This window comes from Phenylobacterium sp., assembly GCF_035569475.1.
Lineage (GTDB): Bacteria > Pseudomonadota > Alphaproteobacteria > Caulobacterales > Caulobacteraceae > Phenylobacterium.
Genome location: NZ_DATMNA010000079.1, coordinates 1 through 15,547 on the forward strand (window position 1 = coordinate 1; position 15,547 = coordinate 15,547).

At 69.3% G+C, this 15,547-nt stretch carries 20 protein-coding genes and 1 tRNA gene; 7 read left to right on the forward strand and 14 right to left on the reverse strand.

What is annotated here, in order from left to right:
- The 4 genes from phaC to VNW53_RS12090 form a co-directional block, all read left to right on the forward strand.
- A partial coding sequence (gene phaC / locus VNW53_RS12075) for a class I poly(R)-hydroxyalkanoic acid synthase (protein WP_325555915.1) occupies positions 1 to 1,937 on the forward strand: 1,937 nt, incomplete at its 5' end.
- Between the two features lie 110 nt (positions 1,938 to 2,047).
- The gene (locus VNW53_RS12080) at positions 2,048 to 2,374 is read left to right on the forward strand and encodes a PadR family transcriptional regulator (protein ID WP_325555916.1); all 327 of its coding nucleotides are present in this window, start codon (positions 2,048 to 2,050) and stop codon (positions 2,372 to 2,374) included.
- Complete coding sequence (locus tag VNW53_RS12085; RefSeq protein WP_325555917.1) at positions 2,371 to 2,952, forward strand: DUF1700 domain-containing protein; 582 nt, start codon at positions 2,371 to 2,373, stop codon at positions 2,950 to 2,952. The genes VNW53_RS12080 and VNW53_RS12085 overlap by 4 nt, the downstream gene beginning before the upstream one ends.
- Entirely contained in the window at positions 2,949 to 3,758 is an 810-nt protein-coding gene (locus tag VNW53_RS12090) for a GIN domain-containing protein (RefSeq protein WP_325555918.1), read from the forward strand. Before VNW53_RS12085 ends, VNW53_RS12090 begins: the two co-directional genes overlap by 4 nt.
- Before the next feature lie 36 nt (positions 3,759 to 3,794).
- Here VNW53_RS12090 and msrB read toward each other — a convergent pair whose 3' ends face one another.
- The 7 genes from msrB to VNW53_RS12125 form a co-directional block, all read right to left on the reverse strand.
- On the reverse strand, positions 3,795 to 4,295 hold the full coding sequence (gene msrB, locus VNW53_RS12095; protein ID WP_325555919.1) for a peptide-methionine (R)-S-oxide reductase MsrB: 501 nt from the start codon (positions 4,293 to 4,295) through the stop codon (positions 3,795 to 3,797).
- 76 nt (positions 4,296 to 4,371) lie between these two features.
- Positions 4,372 to 5,349: an N-acetyl-gamma-glutamyl-phosphate reductase gene (gene argC, locus VNW53_RS12100; protein WP_325555920.1), complete on the reverse strand. Its 978-nt coding sequence runs from the start codon at positions 5,347 to 5,349 to the stop codon at positions 4,372 to 4,374.
- A 104-nt stretch (positions 5,350 to 5,453) separates the two neighbouring features.
- Positions 5,454 to 5,945: a 30S ribosomal protein S9 gene (rpsI, locus tag VNW53_RS12105; protein WP_325555921.1), complete on the reverse strand. Its 492-nt coding sequence runs from the start codon at positions 5,943 to 5,945 to the stop codon at positions 5,454 to 5,456.
- 2 nt (positions 5,946 to 5,947) lie between these two features.
- Positions 5,948 to 6,421, reverse strand: a complete 474-nt coding sequence (gene rplM / locus VNW53_RS12110) for a 50S ribosomal protein L13 (protein WP_325555922.1) — start codon at positions 6,419 to 6,421, stop codon at positions 5,948 to 5,950.
- Between the two features lie 146 nt (positions 6,422 to 6,567).
- Positions 6,568 to 7,191 carry a cytochrome P460 family protein gene (locus VNW53_RS12115; protein WP_325555923.1) on the reverse strand — a complete coding sequence of 208 codons (624 nt, stop codon included), beginning with the start codon at positions 7,189 to 7,191 and terminating at the stop codon, positions 6,568 to 6,570.
- A 95-nt stretch (positions 7,192 to 7,286) separates the two neighbouring features.
- Complete coding sequence (locus VNW53_RS12120) at positions 7,287 to 8,267, reverse strand: GlxA family transcriptional regulator (RefSeq protein ID WP_325555924.1); 981 nt, start codon at positions 8,265 to 8,267, stop codon at positions 7,287 to 7,289.
- 14 nt (positions 8,268 to 8,281) lie between these two features.
- Positions 8,282 to 9,313 carry a COX15/CtaA family protein gene (locus VNW53_RS12125; RefSeq protein WP_325555925.1) on the reverse strand — a complete coding sequence of 344 codons (1,032 nt, stop codon included), beginning with the start codon at positions 9,311 to 9,313 and terminating at the stop codon, positions 8,282 to 8,284.
- Between the two features lie 74 nt (positions 9,314 to 9,387).
- Between VNW53_RS12125 and VNW53_RS12130 the strand changes: the two genes are divergently transcribed.
- Both VNW53_RS12130 and VNW53_RS12135 read left to right on the forward strand, forming a co-directional pair.
- The gene (locus VNW53_RS12130; protein WP_325555926.1) at positions 9,388 to 9,585 is read left to right on the forward strand and encodes a DUF2842 domain-containing protein; all 198 of its coding nucleotides are present in this window, start codon (positions 9,388 to 9,390) and stop codon (positions 9,583 to 9,585) included.
- Positions 9,586 to 9,647: 62 nt separating this feature from the next.
- Positions 9,648 to 9,724 (forward strand) — tRNA-Pro (locus VNW53_RS12135).
- 58 nt (positions 9,725 to 9,782) lie between these two features.
- Here VNW53_RS12135 and VNW53_RS12140 read toward each other — a convergent pair.
- From VNW53_RS12140 to VNW53_RS12165, 6 genes are all read right to left on the reverse strand, one after another.
- Positions 9,783 to 10,178: a MerR family transcriptional regulator gene (locus tag VNW53_RS12140; RefSeq protein WP_325555927.1), complete on the reverse strand. Its 396-nt coding sequence runs from the start codon at positions 10,176 to 10,178 to the stop codon at positions 9,783 to 9,785.
- Positions 10,179 to 10,192: 14 nt separating this feature from the next.
- Positions 10,193 to 10,495, reverse strand: coding sequence for an integration host factor subunit alpha (locus VNW53_RS12145; protein WP_325555928.1), 303 nt, complete (start codon positions 10,493 to 10,495; stop codon positions 10,193 to 10,195).
- Between the two features lie 95 nt (positions 10,496 to 10,590).
- The gene (locus VNW53_RS12150) at positions 10,591 to 11,571 is read right to left on the reverse strand and encodes a beta-ketoacyl-ACP synthase III (protein WP_325555929.1); all 981 of its coding nucleotides are present in this window, start codon (positions 11,569 to 11,571) and stop codon (positions 10,591 to 10,593) included.
- A complete protein-coding gene (gene plsX / locus VNW53_RS12155; RefSeq protein WP_325555930.1) occupies positions 11,568 to 12,644 on the reverse strand; it encodes a phosphate acyltransferase PlsX in 1,077 nt (358 codons plus the stop codon). The genes VNW53_RS12150 and plsX overlap by 4 nt, the downstream gene beginning before the upstream one ends.
- A gap of 88 nt (positions 12,645 to 12,732) precedes the next feature.
- On the reverse strand, positions 12,733 to 13,254 hold the full coding sequence (locus VNW53_RS12160) for a DUF177 domain-containing protein (protein WP_325555931.1): 522 nt from the start codon (positions 13,252 to 13,254) through the stop codon (positions 12,733 to 12,735).
- Positions 13,251 to 13,781: a ubiquinol-cytochrome C chaperone family protein gene (locus tag VNW53_RS12165; protein WP_325555932.1), complete on the reverse strand. Its 531-nt coding sequence runs from the start codon at positions 13,779 to 13,781 to the stop codon at positions 13,251 to 13,253. The genes VNW53_RS12160 and VNW53_RS12165 overlap by 4 nt, the downstream gene beginning before the upstream one ends.
- 120 nt (positions 13,782 to 13,901) lie before the next feature.
- Here VNW53_RS12165 and VNW53_RS12170 point away from each other — a divergent pair, with 120 nt between their 5' ends.
- Complete coding sequence (locus VNW53_RS12170; RefSeq protein ID WP_325555933.1) at positions 13,902 to 14,408, forward strand: outer membrane protein assembly factor BamE; 507 nt, start codon at positions 13,902 to 13,904, stop codon at positions 14,406 to 14,408.
- A 103-nt stretch (positions 14,409 to 14,511) separates the two neighbouring features.
- Here VNW53_RS12170 and VNW53_RS12175 read toward each other — a convergent pair.
- Positions 14,512 to 15,547 (reverse strand): sodium/proton-translocating pyrophosphatase (locus VNW53_RS12175; protein WP_325555934.1); only part of this gene is annotated, 1,036 nt, incomplete at its 5' end.

Genomic DNA, 15,547 nt, shown 5'->3' on the forward strand with positions numbered 1-15,547 from the left:
CGGCCAGGGCCAAGGCCGGCAGGAGCAAGGCTACGCCGAAAGCCAAGGCCAAGGCGGCCGCCAAGGCCGAATCGCTTGCCCCACCGCCGCAGAAGCCGCAGCCGACCCCGGCTGAGCCGCCCCGCGCCGCGCCGGGACCGGACTTCGACATGGCCGCCATGAGCGCCGAACAGCGCGCGGTGGTCGAGAAGCTGTCCATGAACCTGGCCCGCGCGGCCCTGACGGCCCAGGGCGCGATCGCCGAGATGGCTCTGCGCCAGGCCGACCGCCCAGCCGCCCTGTCGCCCGACCCCTTCCACGTGGCCCCGGCGCTGACCGAGGTGATGGGCCGGCTCGCCGCCCAACCGGACCGGCTGATGCGGGCCCAGGCCGACCTGTTCTCGCGCTACCTGGACCTCTGGCAGTCGACCGCGCGGCGGATGGGCGGCGAGACCCCGGCGCCGGTGGCCGAACCGGTGCGCGGCGACAAGCGCTTCGCCGACCCGGAATGGGCCGAGAACCCGGTCTTCGACGTGATCAAGCAGTCCTATCTGCTCACCGCCAACTGGATGAACGGCCTGGTCGCCGACGTCGAGGACGTCGACCCGATGGTGAAGCGCCGGGTCGAGTTCTTCATGAAGATGCTGACCGACGCCTTCTCGCCGTCGAATTTCCTGGCCTCCAACCCCGCGGCGCTGCGCGAGGTGATGGCGACGGGTGGCGAGAGCCTGGTGAAGGGCATGGACAACTTCGCCGCCGACCTGGAGCGCGGCGGCGGACAGCTTTCGATCGCCCAGACCGACTACGAGATGTTCAAGATCGGCGAGAATGTCGCGACCGCGCCGGGCAAGGTCGTGTTCCGCAACGAAATCATAGAGCTGCTGCAATTTTCTCCGACGACCGAGAGCGTCTGCGAGATCCCGCTGGTGATCTTCCCCCCGTGGATCAACAAGTTCTACATCCTCGACCTGCGCCCCGAAAACTCGATGATCCGCTGGCTCTCCGCCCAGGGGATCACGGTGTTCGTGGCCTCCTGGGTGAACCCGACGGCCGAGCTCGCGGACCGTACCTTCGAGGACTACATGCGCGAGGGCATCTACGCCGGGACGCAAGCGGCGATGGACCAGTGCGGGACCTCGCAGGTCAACACCGTCGGCTACTGCATCGGCGGCACCCTGCTCTCCTCGACGCTCGCCCACATGGCGGCCAAGGGGGACAAGCGGATCGCCTCGGCGACCTTCTTCGCCGCCCAGCAGGACTTCTCCGAGGCCGGCGACCTCTTGCTGTTCACCAACGAGGACTGGCTGAAGGACCTGGAGCAGAAGATGGACGCGGGCGGCGGCGTGCTGTCCGGCCAATCCATGGCCGACACCTTCAATTCGCTCAGGGCCAACGACCTGATCTGGTCGTTCTTCGTGAACAACTACCTTCTGGGCAAGGAGCCCAAGCCCTTCGACCTCCTGTTCTGGAATTCCGACCAGACGCGGATGCCGAAGACCCTGCACATGTACTACCTGCGCAAGTTCTACGGCGAGAACGCGCTGGCCAAGGGCGAGCTGGCGCTCGACAACATCCTGCTCGATCTGAAGAAGGTGAAGACGCCGGTCTATGTGCAGTCGTCGCGCGACGACCACATCGCCCCGGCCCGCTCGGTCTACAGGGGCGCCAGGCTGTTCGGCGGGCCGGTGACCTTCACACTGGCGGGCTCCGGCCACATCGCAGGCGTGATCAACGCCCCGGTCGCGAACAAGTACCAGCACTGGACCAACCCCGCCCTGCCCAAAACGCTGGAGGCCTGGCAGGCCGGCGCCAAGGAGACGCCGGGGTCCTGGTGGCCGCATTGGATCGAATGGCTGAAGGCGAAATCCGGCGCCCAGGTCCCGGCCCGCGACCCCGCCAAGGGCAAGCTGAAGCCGCTCGGCGACGCGCCGGGGACCTATGTGAAGGTGCGGAGCTAGGCTCTTCCCTCCTTTTCATGGGGAGGGACAGGTTACTAAGGTTTAATGCCAGCTACCTTGCGTCGCCCACTACCTTGCCATAGATCTTGGCCTCGCAAGGAGGCGCCGACGTGCCTGAAGCCATCGAAATCCAGCTAAAGAAGGGGGCGCTCGAACTCTGTGTTCTGGCCCTGCTCTCCCAGCACGACAGCTACGCCTACGAGATCGCCAGCCAGCTTTCCGAGCAGATCGGGATGGGCGAAGGCACGATCTATCCGCTGATGCGCCGGCTGCAGACCGACCGCCTCGTCGAGACCTACCTCGTCGAGAGCCAGACCGGGCCGTCGCGCAAATACTACCGGCTGACGGAGGCCGGAAAGGCGAGTTTCATCTCGCAGAAGTCCGCCTGGAGCTCGTTCTCCGGGGCGGTTGAATCCATTCTTGGAGGGGCGAAATGACCCGTCAGGCGTTCATGGCCAGGCTGCGGGAGGGTCTTCGCGGCCTGCCACCGTCGGCCCAGGCCGACATCGTCGCGGACTACGAGAACCACTTCAACGAGGGCGCCGCCGCCGGCCGAAGCGAGGCCGACGTGGCCGCGGGCCTCGGCGACCCCGGCCGCCTGGCCCGCGAGCTGCGCGCCGAGATCGGCCTGCGGCGCTGGGAAGAGGAGCGCAGCGCCTCGGCCGGCGCTTCGGCGGTGTTCGCCGTCCTGGGCCTGGGGGCGATCGACATCCTGGTCCTGCTGCCGATCCTGATGGGCGTCGGCGGCGCGATCTTCGGGATCGGCGTGGCGGTGATCGCCGTCTTCTTCGCCGGCGGGGTGGTGTTCGCAGCCGGCCCGTTCACCGGCCTGCCCGGCGGCGCGGGGGCCGCGGTGCTGGCCGGCATCGGCCTGATGGCCGGGGCGGCCTCGGGCGGCGCGGTGCTGGCCATCGTCACCATCGGCCTGGTCAACGCGCTCGTCTGGTACGGCCGCCTGCACTACCGGCTGCTCAAGCCGGCCCTTGAACCGCATGCCCCGGGAGGCCTGCAATGATCCGCGTGCTCGTCATGATCGCCGTGACCGGCTTCCTGGTCTCCGTGGTCACCATCTCCACCGCCGTGGCCATCGCGGGGCCGGACCTGTTCACCGACGCCCTCTTGAGCCACAGCTTCATCGGCGGGCACTGGAATATCGACGGTGACAACTTCAACTGGGAAAACGACCATTATTCCGGCCATCAGGCGACCCGCGAGCTTGCCTGGACCGGCGGCGACACCCTGGAAGTCGATGTGCCGGCCCAGGTCACCTACACCCAGGCGCCGGGCGCCGGTAAGCTCACCGTCAGCGGCCCGCAGCGGGCGCTGGACAACCTGGAGATCCAGGACGGCCGGCTGCGCTACATCCACGGCCGCCATCGCCACGACGGCGACCTCACCATCGTGATGACCGCGCCGGCGGTGACCCGTTTCGACCTGCGCGGCTCGGGTCGCCTGGATATCGAGGGCTACAAGCAGGACAGGCTGAACCTCGACGTCTCCGGCGACGCCCAGGTCTCCGCCAAGGGCGAGGCCAAGGGGGTGCAACTGTCGATGAGCGGCTCCGGCGAGGCGAACCTCGGCGAGCTGAAGGTGAGCGACGCCGACATCAACATCGAAGGCTCCGGCGCGGCGACGCTGGCGCCCACCGGCGCGGCCATCGTCGACATCTCCGGCTCGGGCGACGTGACCCTGCTCACCCGTCCGGCGAAGCTGGAGACCAACGTCTCGGGCTCGGGTAGCATCCACCAGAGGGACGGCTCGCCCGTCGCGCCTTCGCCGCCGCCCGCGCCGCCGACGCCCAAGGGCGGCAAGAAGACCTGAGGTTCGGCCCTCCTCCCCTTGCGGGAGGAGGCTGCATCAGGCCGGGATGAACTTCAGCGCGACGCCGTTGTTGCAGTAGCGCAGGCCCGTGGGCTTCGGCCCATCAGGGAAGACGTGGCCGTGGTGCCCCAGGCACTGGGCGCAGTGGTACTCGGTGCGCGGCACGCCGATGGCCAGGTCGGTCTTCTTCAGCAGCGCGCCCGGGATGGCGGTGTAGAAGCTGGGCCAGCCGGTGCCGCTCTCGAACTTCCACTCCGACCTGAAGATCGGCAGGCCGCAGCCCAGGCAGGCGAAAGTCCCCTTGCGATGCTCGTTGAGAAGCGGGCTCGACCCCGGCCGCTCGGTATCCTCGTGACGCAGCACTTCGTAGGACGCCGGCAGCAGGCGCAGGCGCCACTCCGCGTCGTTGATCTTGCGGAACGGGGAATTGGCGTAGGGATCTTCTGCAGCGAGGACGAGGCTCGGCGCCGCGGCGGCCAAGGCGGTCGCCATCAGGAACCCGCGGCGCGACAGGGGGGCGAAGGTTTGGGTGCTCATGCCTGGATTACGTGGCGCCAAGCGCGAAAGTTACAAGCCTTGATGATTTCAGCCGCGTCTCGGTCGCCGCCCGCGATCACAGGCCCGCGCCCTCCTCCAGCCCGAGCATCAGGTTGAGGTTCTGGACCGCGGCGCCTGAAGCGCCCTTGCCCAGATTGTCGAGCTGGGCGAGCAGCCGCGCCTGGCTGCCGTCGGCATTGCCGAAGACATAGAGCCGCATGCGGTTGGTGCCGTTCAGCGCCTCGGGGTCCAGCGCGGCCACATAGCCGCCGGCCCCGGCCCGGGTCTTCTGCAGCTCGGCGCATTCGGGACCGCTCGCCACCTCGACGAACCGCTCGCCGGCGTAGAAGGCCTGCAGCGCCACATGCAGGTCGTCGGGCCCCGGCTTGCCGGGCAGGGCCCAGAGCTGCAGCGGGACCTCGACGATCATCCCCTGGGCGAAGCGGCCGACCGCCGGCGCGAAGACCGGCGCATGGTTGAGCCCGCCGTGGACCGTCATCTCCGGCACGTGCTTGTGCGCCAGGTTGAGGCCATAGACACGGAAGGCGTCGGCCGTGCCGGCCGGCGTCGGCGCCTCGAACTCCTCGATCAGTCCCCTGCCGCCGCCCGAGTAGCCGGAGACGGCGTTGGCGGTCAGCGGGAAGTCCGGCGGGATCAGGCCGGCGCCCACCAGGGGCCGCACCAGACCGATGAAGCCCGTCGGGTAGCAGCCGGGATTGCTGACCCGCAGGGCGCCGGCGATGGCGGCGCGCTGGGCGGCATCCATCTCGGCGAAGCCGTAGGTCCAGTTGCTGTCCACGCGGTGCGCGGACGAGGCGTCGATGATGCGCACGCTGTTGGAGGTCACCAGCGACACCGCCTCGCGCGATGCTGCGTCCGGCAGGCAGAGCACCACCGCGTCGGCGGCGTTCAGCAGTTCGGCGCGGGCGTCGGCGTCCTTGCGCCGGGCGGGGTCGATCGACAGGATCTCCAGGTCGGCGCGGCCGGCCAGCCGCTCGCGGATCTGCAGACCCGTGGTGCCGGCTTCGCCATCGATGAAAACGGTATGGGACATCTGAAACCCCGATCATCCCCGCGAAGGCGGGGACCAGACAAAGAGAAAGGGCGCTCCGGTTTCCCGAAGCGCCCCCGCAAGCACGGATATGTCCGGGCTGAGTCTTAGCGCTTCGAGAACTGGAAGCTGCGTCGGGCCTTGGCCTTGCCGTACTTCTTCCGCTCCACGACGCGGCTGTCGCGGGTGAGCAGGCCGTGAGGCTTCAGCACCGCGCGGAGTTCCGGCTCGTAGTAGGTGAGCGCCTTGGAGATGCCGTGACGGATCGCGCCGGCCTGGCCGGAAAGGCCCGAGCCCTGCACCGAGACGATCACGTCGAACTGGCCCGCACGGTCGGCGAGGTCCATCGGCTGGGCGATCATCATCCGCAGCACCGGACGCGCGAAGTAGACCTCCTGGTCGCGGCCGTTGATGGTGATCTTGCCCTTGCCGGGCTGAATCCAGACGCGGGCGATGGCGTTCTTGCGCTTGCCGGTGGCGTAGGAGCGGCCCTGGGCGTCGACCTTGCGCTCGTGGACGACGGCGTCCTCGGCGACAGTGCCCAGGCCCTTCAGGGCGTCGAAACCGGTGGGGGCTTCAGGCGTGACAGCTTCCGACATACTCAAGCGCTCCGCACGTTCTTGGCGTTCAGATCGGCGAACGCGATGGTCTCGGGGTTCTGGGCGGCGTGCGGATGCTCGGCGCTCGTATAGATACGCAGGTGGGTGAGCTGCTTGCGCGCCAGGGGGCTTTCCTTGGGCAGCATGCGCTCCACGGCCTTCTCGAGCACGCGCTCGGGGAAGCGCCCGCCCAGGATCGCGCCGGCGGTGCGTTCCTTGACGCCGCCGGGGTGGCCGGTGTGCCAGTAGTAGATTTTGTCGGTCAGCTTCTTGCCGGTGAACTTCACCTTGTCGGCGTTCACGACGACGACGAAGTCGCCGCAGTCCACATGCGGGGTGTAATCGGCGCGATGCTTGCCGCGAAGACGGTTGGCGATGAAGGTCGCGAGGCGGCCGACCACGGCGTTCTCGGCGTCGATCACGATCCACTTCTTCTCGACCTCGGCGGGCTTCAGCGAAGCCGTGGTCTTCATCATGGGAAACTCATCCGGACATTTGGCGGGACGAGGGGCCCCGACGTGAGCGGGCGCATATGCCGACAATGCCGGACCGTGTCAACACCGGGATGCCGAAATAGCCTCACATCGTTGAAAACGCGAGGCTTTCTTGATACGGTAATATATTACCGCTTCTCGGCTCTGTCCTTTTCCTCGTCCGCCAGATAGGCCGCGGCCAGGGTCTTCATCTCCTGGGCCTTGGGCATCAGCGTCGGGTAGAACTGCACGAAGGTGGTGTCCACCGCCCCGTGCTGCTCGTGGCAGACGTTGCACTGCGAGGTCTGGGCGAGCGCGGTCGAGGGCGCCTCGGAGTTCAGGGGGAAGAAGGCCCAACCGCTCTTGAAGCGGGCGGTGTCCTTGACATGGGCCTCGCGGCCCATGGCCTCGCCCTGGAAGACGCCCTTCTTGTTGATCGAGCCGCGGCCCTGCCCCATCCGGGCCTCCAGGACGAAGATGGTCTTGTCGGGCCAGGTCCCGGTCTTCTCGTAGACGGCGTAGGCCTCGCGGTTGACGAAGACGTTGTCGAACATGTGGTGGTCGGCCGCGCCCGGGGCCTCGCTGTAGGCCATGTCCATGCCGCTCGAGAGGTAGACCCAGGTGCGGTAGTCCTTGGGATAGAGCAGCTTGCCGTCGGGCGTGTAGGCCACCGCGGGGCTCGAAGGCGCGGCGCGCGAGACGGCGGTCGCGGCCAGGCCGCCGACCAGGGCCACGGCCAGGGCCGCGACGGCGATGCGGACTTGAGATTGCATGTTCCACCCCAGACGTTTGCGCAGATATCTCCGTTCTTGTGGCCCAGGTCGCCCCATGGCGGCAATGACGAGCCTCCGGCGATTTCGGACACGGCTTAGCCGGCGATCGCGCCGACCGTGGAAAAGTGCTCGCGGTATTGGCTGGGCGAGACGCTGAAGCGGCGCTCGAAGGCGCGGCGGAAGACGTCGGCGCTGCCGTAGCCCACCGAGGCCGCCACGGCGTCGACGGTCAGGGCCGATTTCAGCAGCCGCTCGGCGGCCTCGGCTAGGCGCAGGGCCTCCACGAACTCGCCGGGCGCGGCGCCGAAGGCTTCCTTGAACAGCCGCGCGAAATGGCGCGGGCTGCAGTTGACCCGCTGCGCCAGGGCCTCGACGGAGAGGTCGGCGGCGAGGTTGGCGGGCAGCCAGGCGGCCAGGTCGGCGAAGCGCCCTGTGGCGCGGGTCTGGAACCGCAGGGGATCGGAATACTGGGTCTGGCCGCCCGAGCGGCGGACATAGACCACCAGGGACCGCGCGATGGCGAGCGCCGTCGAGGGGCCCAGGTCCTCCTCCACCAGCGCCAGCGCCAGGTCGATTCCGGCGGTGATGCCGGCCGAGGTCGAGAAGGCGCCGTCGCGGACGAAGATCGCGTCGGCCTCCAGTTTCACGGCGGGGAACCGCCGCGCCAGGTCGGCGGCGTGGCTCCAGTGGGTGGTGGCGCGCCGCCCGTCCATCAGGCCGGTGGCGGCCAGGGCGTAGAGGCCGGTGCAGACCGAGACCAGCCGCCGCGTCCGCCCGGCCCGCTCGCCGAGCCAGCCGCTGATCACAGCCAGGGTCTCCGGCTCGCGGATGCCGGGCCCGCCGGGGACGACGATGGTGTCGAGATCCGGCGCGTCGGCCAGGGCGCCCTCCGCGGCCAGCAGCAGGCCCGAGCGGCTCCGGAACGGCTGGCCGTCGGGGCTGAGGCAGATCACCCGATAGGCGGGCCCCTCGCGGTCAGCGCTGGCCTCCGAGGAGGTGAAGACCTCGTGCGGGCCGGTGAAATCGAGCGCGTTGACGCCGTCGTAGCCGAGCAGGGCGACGGTGCGGACGCTCATCCCCGCCGCCTCCCCTAGATCCGCCGCACGCGCCAGGCGAAGGCGACAGCCAGGCAGAGCGTCAGGGCCGCGACCAACTGGTGGGCGGCCGCCAGGCCGATCGGGACCCGCGCCATCAGGGTCGCGATCCCGAGGCCCGCCTGGACAAGCACCAGGATGGCGACGCTCAGCGCGAGCAGCTTGGAGGTCCCCGCCAGGTAGGAGGAGCGCCAGGCCGCCGCGCCCATCAGCCCGGCGACGAGGGTCAGCAGATAGGCGACCAGGCGGTGGTGAAGCTGAACCGCGCCCTGGCTGTGCGCCACCGTCGCCCAGAGGTCCGCCCCGGCGTAGTCCTGCGGCGTGAGGTGGCCCGCGAACAGCGGCCAGTCGTTGTAGACCAGCCCGGCCTGGTTGCCGGCCACCAAGGCCCCCAGCAGGATCTGCAGGTAGATCAGCCCCACGACCGCCAGGGCGCGGCCGCCCCAGGGGCTGGGAAGTACCTGGCGCGCCTGGCCCGCGAGCGCGTCGAGCGCCGTCCAGACCAGCGCGCCCAGCAGGGCGAAGGCGATGCCGAGATGGATCATCAGCCGCTCCGGGGCGACGTAGACCCGGTTGGCCAGGCCGCTGGCCACCATCCACCAGCCGACGATGGGCTCCAGGCCCAGGAGGAGGATCACCCCGCCCATCTGGACGAACAGGCGGCGCGGAATCTCGCGGCGCACCGCGAACCAGATCAGGGGAATGAGGAAGACCGCGCCCACCAGCCGCGCCAGCAGCCGGTGCGACCACTCCCAGAAATAGATGAAGCGGAACTGGGCGAGGCTCATGTCCGGATTGACGAACCGGAACTGCGGGATCGCCCGATAGCGGGCGAACTCCGCCTGCCATTGAGCCTCGCCCAGCGGCGGCAGGACGCCGGACACCGGCTTCCACTGGGTGATCGACAGGCCCGAGCCGGTCAGGCGGGTCAGGCCGCCCACCACCACCATGGCGACCACCAGGGCCGCCGTGATCAGCAGCCAGATCGCCACGGCGCGCGAGCGGTCGGAACGCAGGAAAGAGGTCATCGCGGGCGGCCTAACCCGGAAAGGCGGTCGCGTCCACGCTTCCGCCCCGCGCCGGGGACCGCTAAGCAGCGTCCATGAACCCGCGCCTTCGCAAACTGGTCGGCCTGTTCGCCATTCTGGGCTTCCTGCTGCTCTACATGGGCGCCGTCGCGCGCCTGGCCGCCTATGTGCCGGCGCACGGCCCATGGCAGTTCATCTACTTCGCCCTGGCCGGGATCTGCTGGGGCGCGCCGATCCTCCCGCTCATCAGTTGGATGAACCGGCCCGGCTGATGGTTTTCGGGATTGCGGCGACGATGATCGCCCGCCTATAAGGCGCGCTCGCCGCGAGGCGTCGGAGCGTAGCGCAGCCTGGTAGCGCACTTGACTGGGGGTCAAGGGGTCGCAGGTTCAAATCCTGTCGCTCCGACCATCTCTTCCCCCGAACACACTTTTCCGGATCGTCATGGCCCGCCTCCGGGCCATGACGATCATTGAGGATTGAGCAGAGCGTCCAACCGCTGCTTGGCGGCCTCGAGGTCGCGCAGAGCCTCGTAGAGGCCGTCCTTGGAGCCGCCGGGCGTCACGGCGCGGGGCTCCGCCACCGCCGGGGCGCCCTCGTCGCCGGCGCTGACCAGGCGGCGCAGGCCTTCCTCGCGGTGCAGCCGCTGGACGCCTTTGATGGTGTAGCCCTCGTCGTGGAGCAGGTGGCGCACCCCGCGCAGCACCGCGATGTCCGATGGGCGGTAGAAGCGACGGCCGCCGGCGCGCTTCATCGGGCGGATGAAGGCGAACTTGGTCTCCCAGAAGCGCAGCACATGTTGCGGCACGCTGAGCTCGTCCGCCGCTTCGGAGATGGTCCGAAAGGCTTCCGGCCCCTTGGCCACGGTCTAGAGCGCCCTCACCGCGCCAGGGCGCGGTCGACCCGCGCCTTCATGACCTGCGAGGCGCGGAAGCCGATCACGCGCCGCGGCTCGATGGCGGCCGGCTCGCCCGTCTTGGGGTTGCGTCCCATGCGGGCGCGCTTGGCGCGCACCTGGAAGACGCCGAAGCCGGAGAGCTTGACCTGCTCGCCCTTCTCCAGGGCGACCGACATCAGTTCGAGCACGCGCTCGACCAGCTCGCCGCAGTCCTGGCGGGTCAGGCCCACTTCCTCGTGGACCGCTTCGCAGAGGTCCGCCCGCGTAACCGTCGCACCCTTCATGCCAGCTCTACCCCCCAAAGCGACAACCTCACCGTGCCCTGATTGTCCCATCCCGTCAAAGACTTCAAGCCTCCGTTTGCCGGGATCGCTGAGCATCAGAGCCTAAGAACGCAGGCGCCCCAGGTCAGGCCGCCGCCCATGGCCTCCAGCAGAAGGAGCTGGCCGGGCTTGATCCGCCCGTCGCGGACGCCCTGGTCCAGGGCCAGGGGAATCGAGGCGGCGGAGGTGTTGGCGTGCTGGTCCAGGGTGGTGATCACCTTGGCCTCGTCGATGCCCAGGCGCCGGGCGACGCCCTGCAGGATGCGCAGGTTGGCCTGGTGCGGCACGAACCAGTCGACGCTGGCCACCTCGACGCCGGCGTCCTCGGCCGCCGCCGTCACCGCCTCGGAGATGTTGACCACGGCGTGGCGGAAGACCTGGTTGCCCTGCATCCGGAGCTTGCCGACCTGGCCGTTGGTCGATGGGCCGCCGTCGACGTAGAGCAACTCCTGCTTGGTCCCGTCGGCGCGCAGGGCGAAGCCCAGCAGGCCCCGGTCGGCGGTGGTCCCCTGCCCTTCGCGCGGCTCCATCACCACCGCTCCGGCCCCGTCGCCGAACAGCACGCAGGTGCCGCGGTCCGTCCAGTCCATCAGCCGGGTCATGGTCTCGGCCCCGATCACCAGGGCGCATTTCGCGCGGTTGCGGGCCACGAAACCGTCGGCCACCGAGAGGGCGTAGACGAAGCCCGAGCAGACCGCCTGCACGTCGAAGGCCACGCCCACCGGGCATCCCAGTTTGCGCTGCACGATGGTCGCCACGGCGGGGAAGGTCAGGTCTGGCGTGGTGGTCGCCACGATGATCAGGTCGACCTCGTCGGGCGTGCGGCCGGCGGCCGCGAGCGCCTTGGCCGCGGCCGCGACCGCCAGGTCGGAAACCGGCTGGTCGTCGCGGACCTGGTGGCGCTGGCGGATTCCGGTGCGCTCGACGATCCATTCGTCGGAGGTGTCGACCACCTTGGCGAGGTCGTCGTTGGTCACGACCCGTTCAGGCAGGTAACCGCCTACGCCGGTCACCACGCTACGCAGCACGCTCGTCACTCGCTGGCTCCTTGGGCGGTGGCGGCCGCATCGGCGGGCGCCTGCGCGGGCTCGGCCAGCGCATCGGGGAGCCGCCTCATATTCCTTTCGATCTCGGCGGAAAAGTCGCTGCGCGCCAGATCAACCGCGAGCTGTATCGCCATGGCGAAGTCGCGCGCGCTGGCCCCGCCGTGGGCTTTCAGCACGATGCCGTTGAGGCCCAGCAGCGGCGCGGCCGGCGTCGGGCTCATCCGCTCGCGGAACCGCTGCAGGGCCGGCCGCGCGAGCACCGCGCCGACCGTCGGCAGGAAGCCGGAGGTCAGCGCGCTGCGCAGCTCCGAGGTGATGAACCGCGCCGCGCCCTCCATGGCCTTCAAGGCCACATTGCCGGTGAAGCCGTCGGTGACGATCACGTCGACGGCGCCGCGGGTGATGTCGTCGCCCTCCACGAAGCCGCGGTAGTCCACGTCGATCTTGCCTTCGCGCAGGATGCGGTGGGCCTCGCGCACCTCCTCGTGGCCCTTCATCTCCTCGGCCCCGACGTTCAACAGGCCGACGGTGGGCTTGGGCGCGCCGTGGGCCGCGCGGTGGTAGGCCTCGCCCATGATCGCGAACTCGACCAGCCGCTCGGCGTCGCAGTCGATGTTGGCGCCCACGTCGAGGAAGGTGGTCACCCCGTTGGGCGTCGGGATGCTGGTGACCAGGGCCGGGCGCTCCAGCTCGCCGCTCATCCGCAGGATCAGCTTGGAGATCGCCATCAGGGCGCCGGTGTTGCCGGCCGACAGCGCCGCGGCCGCCTGGCCCTCGCGCACCGCCTCGACGGCGTTCCACATGGAGGTGCCCTTGCCGCGGCGCAGGGCCTGGGCCGGCTTCTCGTCCATGGCGATCACCCGCTCGGCGGGCACGATCTGGGAGCGGCGCGCGATGTCCGGGTGGCGCGTCAGGCCCTGACGGATCGCCGTCTCGTCGCCGTGCAGCAGGAAGCGGACATCCTGCGGAAGGTCGGAGATTGCGCGGATGACGGCCGGCACGACGACGCTCGGGCCGTGGTCTCCGCCCATGGCGTCGATGGAAATCACCAGGGGCTGGGTCAAGACGGCGCTTTGGTCCTTCGACGGGTCCCGCCGGATTCGCCGCGACGATAGCGTCCGGGCTCGGCAATGCAAACAAGGCCTTAACGACCTAGGGCTCCTGGCCCTTCAACTTCTTGAGCACGGCGAAGGGAGATTCCGGCTCCGACGGCGGCTGAAATTCGAATTCCTCCCAGGGCTTTCGCGCGAAGGGGTCGATCTCCAGGGCCAGGTGCTCGACCACATAGCCGGCCAGATCGACGGTGTCGCTCTCCAGGATGTCCGGCGGGTCGGGCGCCTCTGGATCGTAGTCGATCTCGCCGCCTTCCGGCGCCTGGGCATTAGGACTGCCTGTCGGGACGGCGCGGACCTCGATCTCTCCGGCCAGCGGCTGCTCGAAGTTCTCCAGCGACACCGCGCTGGTCTGTTCGACGACGGCCTCGAAGCGGCCGGTGATCTCGACCCCATCCATCCAGGGCTTCAGCGTCAGCCTGGCGGTCAGCGACGGCAGGCTGACCAGGCCGAGTTCCCTGGCGATCTTCGTCCGCGCCGAGGCGTCCGGCTCCAGGCGCAGGCTCAGCGTCCCGCGGCCGAGCTCGTGCAGCCGCACGGCCTGATCCCAGGGGTGGGTCACAGGGCCTTCCACGCGACCTCGCCCGTCAGAAGCTGCTTGAGATCCTGCCCGGCCAGGGCCGCGCGCTGGCCGAGGACATAGGCCGCCAGGCGCGGCAGGGGCGCGGGATCGGCGCCCTCGTAGACGGTGCGGGCCAGCAGCGCCTCCAGCTGGGCGGTGTCCGGCAGGGCCACGAACGCCGCCTCATAGGATTTGCCGCGGCCGTAGAAAGCCTCTCCCAGCTTGCGCATCTTGCGGCCCACCGCCAGGTCGCCCACGCCCATCTCCCGCAGGGCGTTGTCGAGGCCCTTAACATAGGTGTCGAACAGCGCCTGACTGACGTCCGTCGCCGCCTCGCCATGGCCGCGCAGGCGGTCGAGCAGCAGGACCACGTGCAGGCTGTAGAGCTCGAACCGGCCCTCCACGGTGTCCGGCGCGCCGAGGTCGGCGTAGAGGCCGGGCGCCCGCGCCTGCTCCACCGCCCGCGCATAGAGCGCGCGGCCGGCTCCGACGGCGGGACGGGGTCGCAACAGCCGGTCAAGCAACATGACGCCTCGATTTCGCCCGATCCGTTTCATAAAGCCGCATTGAACTAAGGGGCGAGCGACGATAGGTCAAAGCCCCAGAACAACGCCTCGCGGCGCAACGAACGGGTTCCAGTGCCTCAGATGAAGTCCCGAACCGCCTTCGCCGCCCTCGCCGCGGGTCTCCTGATCCCCGCCGCCGCGGCCAGCCTTTCGGCCTGCGCGCCGGTGACCAGCTACTCCGGCTTCCAGGCCATCGAGTCCGATCCGAAGGACGTGAAGATCGGGACGGACACCAAGTCCACCGTGCGCGGCCGCCTGGGCTCGCCTTCGGCGACCGGCGCCTTCGACGCCAACACCTGGTTCTACATGAACCAGCTCAAGTCCCGGGTGGCCTTCAAGACCCCGGAGGTCATCGCGCGCAACGTCACCGCGATCACCTTCAACAAGGACTCCGAGCTGGTGGAGAGCGTCAACAGCTACACCCTGAAGGACGGCAAGATCATCGCCTTCAACGGCCGCGAGACGCCCACCCGCGGCCGCGAGCTGACCATCCTCGAACAGATCCTCGGCAACGTCGGCCGCGGCGGCCTGCTGCCCAACCAGGACGAGGGCACCCCCGGCAACCGCCCGGGCGACCGGCGGAACTGAGCGCGAAGCGACTCATCCCCGCGGAAGCGGGGATCCAGACGGAATCAAAAACGCCCCGGAGATCGCTCTCCGGGGCGTTTGCTGTTTCAGCCGGGGCTGAAGCCTAGTGGATCACCCCGTGCGCCAGGACCGCCAGCAGCAGCAGGGCCACGATGTTGGTGATCTTGATCATCGGGTTCACGGCGGGCCCCGAGGTGTCCTTGTAGGGGTCGCCGACGGTGTCGCCGGTCACGGCCGCCTTGTGGGCTTCCGAACCCTTGCCGCCGTAGTGACCCTCTTCGATCAGCTTCTTGGCGTTGTCCCACGCGCCGCCGCCCGAGGTCATCGAGATGGCGACGAAGAGGCCGGTGACGATCACCCCCATCAGCATGGCGCCGAGCGAGGCGAAGGCGTCGACCTTGCCGGCGATCGCCTTGATGACGAAGAACAGCACGATGGGCGACAGCACCGGCAGCAGTGAGGGAACGATCATCTCCTTGATCGCCGCCTGGGTCAGGATGGCCACGGCGCGGCCGTACTCCGGCTTCACCTCGCCGGTCATGATCCCCGGGTTCTCGCGGAACTGGCGGCGGACTTCCTCGACCACCGACTCCGCCGCCCGGCCCACCGCGGTCATGGAGAGCCCGCCGAACAGGAAGGGCAGCAGGCCGCCGAACAGCAGGCCCACCACGACGTAGGGGTTGGAGAGGTCGAAGGCGACCGTGCCCAGGTTGTCGAAGAAGCTGCCCGGCGTCGCATTGGCCGAGAAGAACTTCAGGTCCTCGGTGTAGGCCGCGAACAGCACCAGGGCGCCGAGGCCGGCCGAGCCGATGGCGTAGCCCTTGGTCACCGCCTTGGTGGTGTTGCCGACCGCGTCGAGCGCGTCGGTGGTGACGCGCACTTCCGGGGGCAGGCCCGCCATCTCGGCGATGCCGCCGGCGTTGTCGGTCACCGGGCCGAAGGCGTCGAGCGCCACGATGAAGCCGGCCAGCGACAGCATCGAGGTGGTGGCGATGGCGATGCCGAACAGGCCCGCGAACTGGTAGGTCATCACGATGCCGACGATGATCACCAGCGCCGGGGCGGCGGTGGCTTCGAGGGACATGGCCAGGCCCTGGATGACGTTCGTGCCGTGGCCGGAGACCGAGGCCTTGGCGATC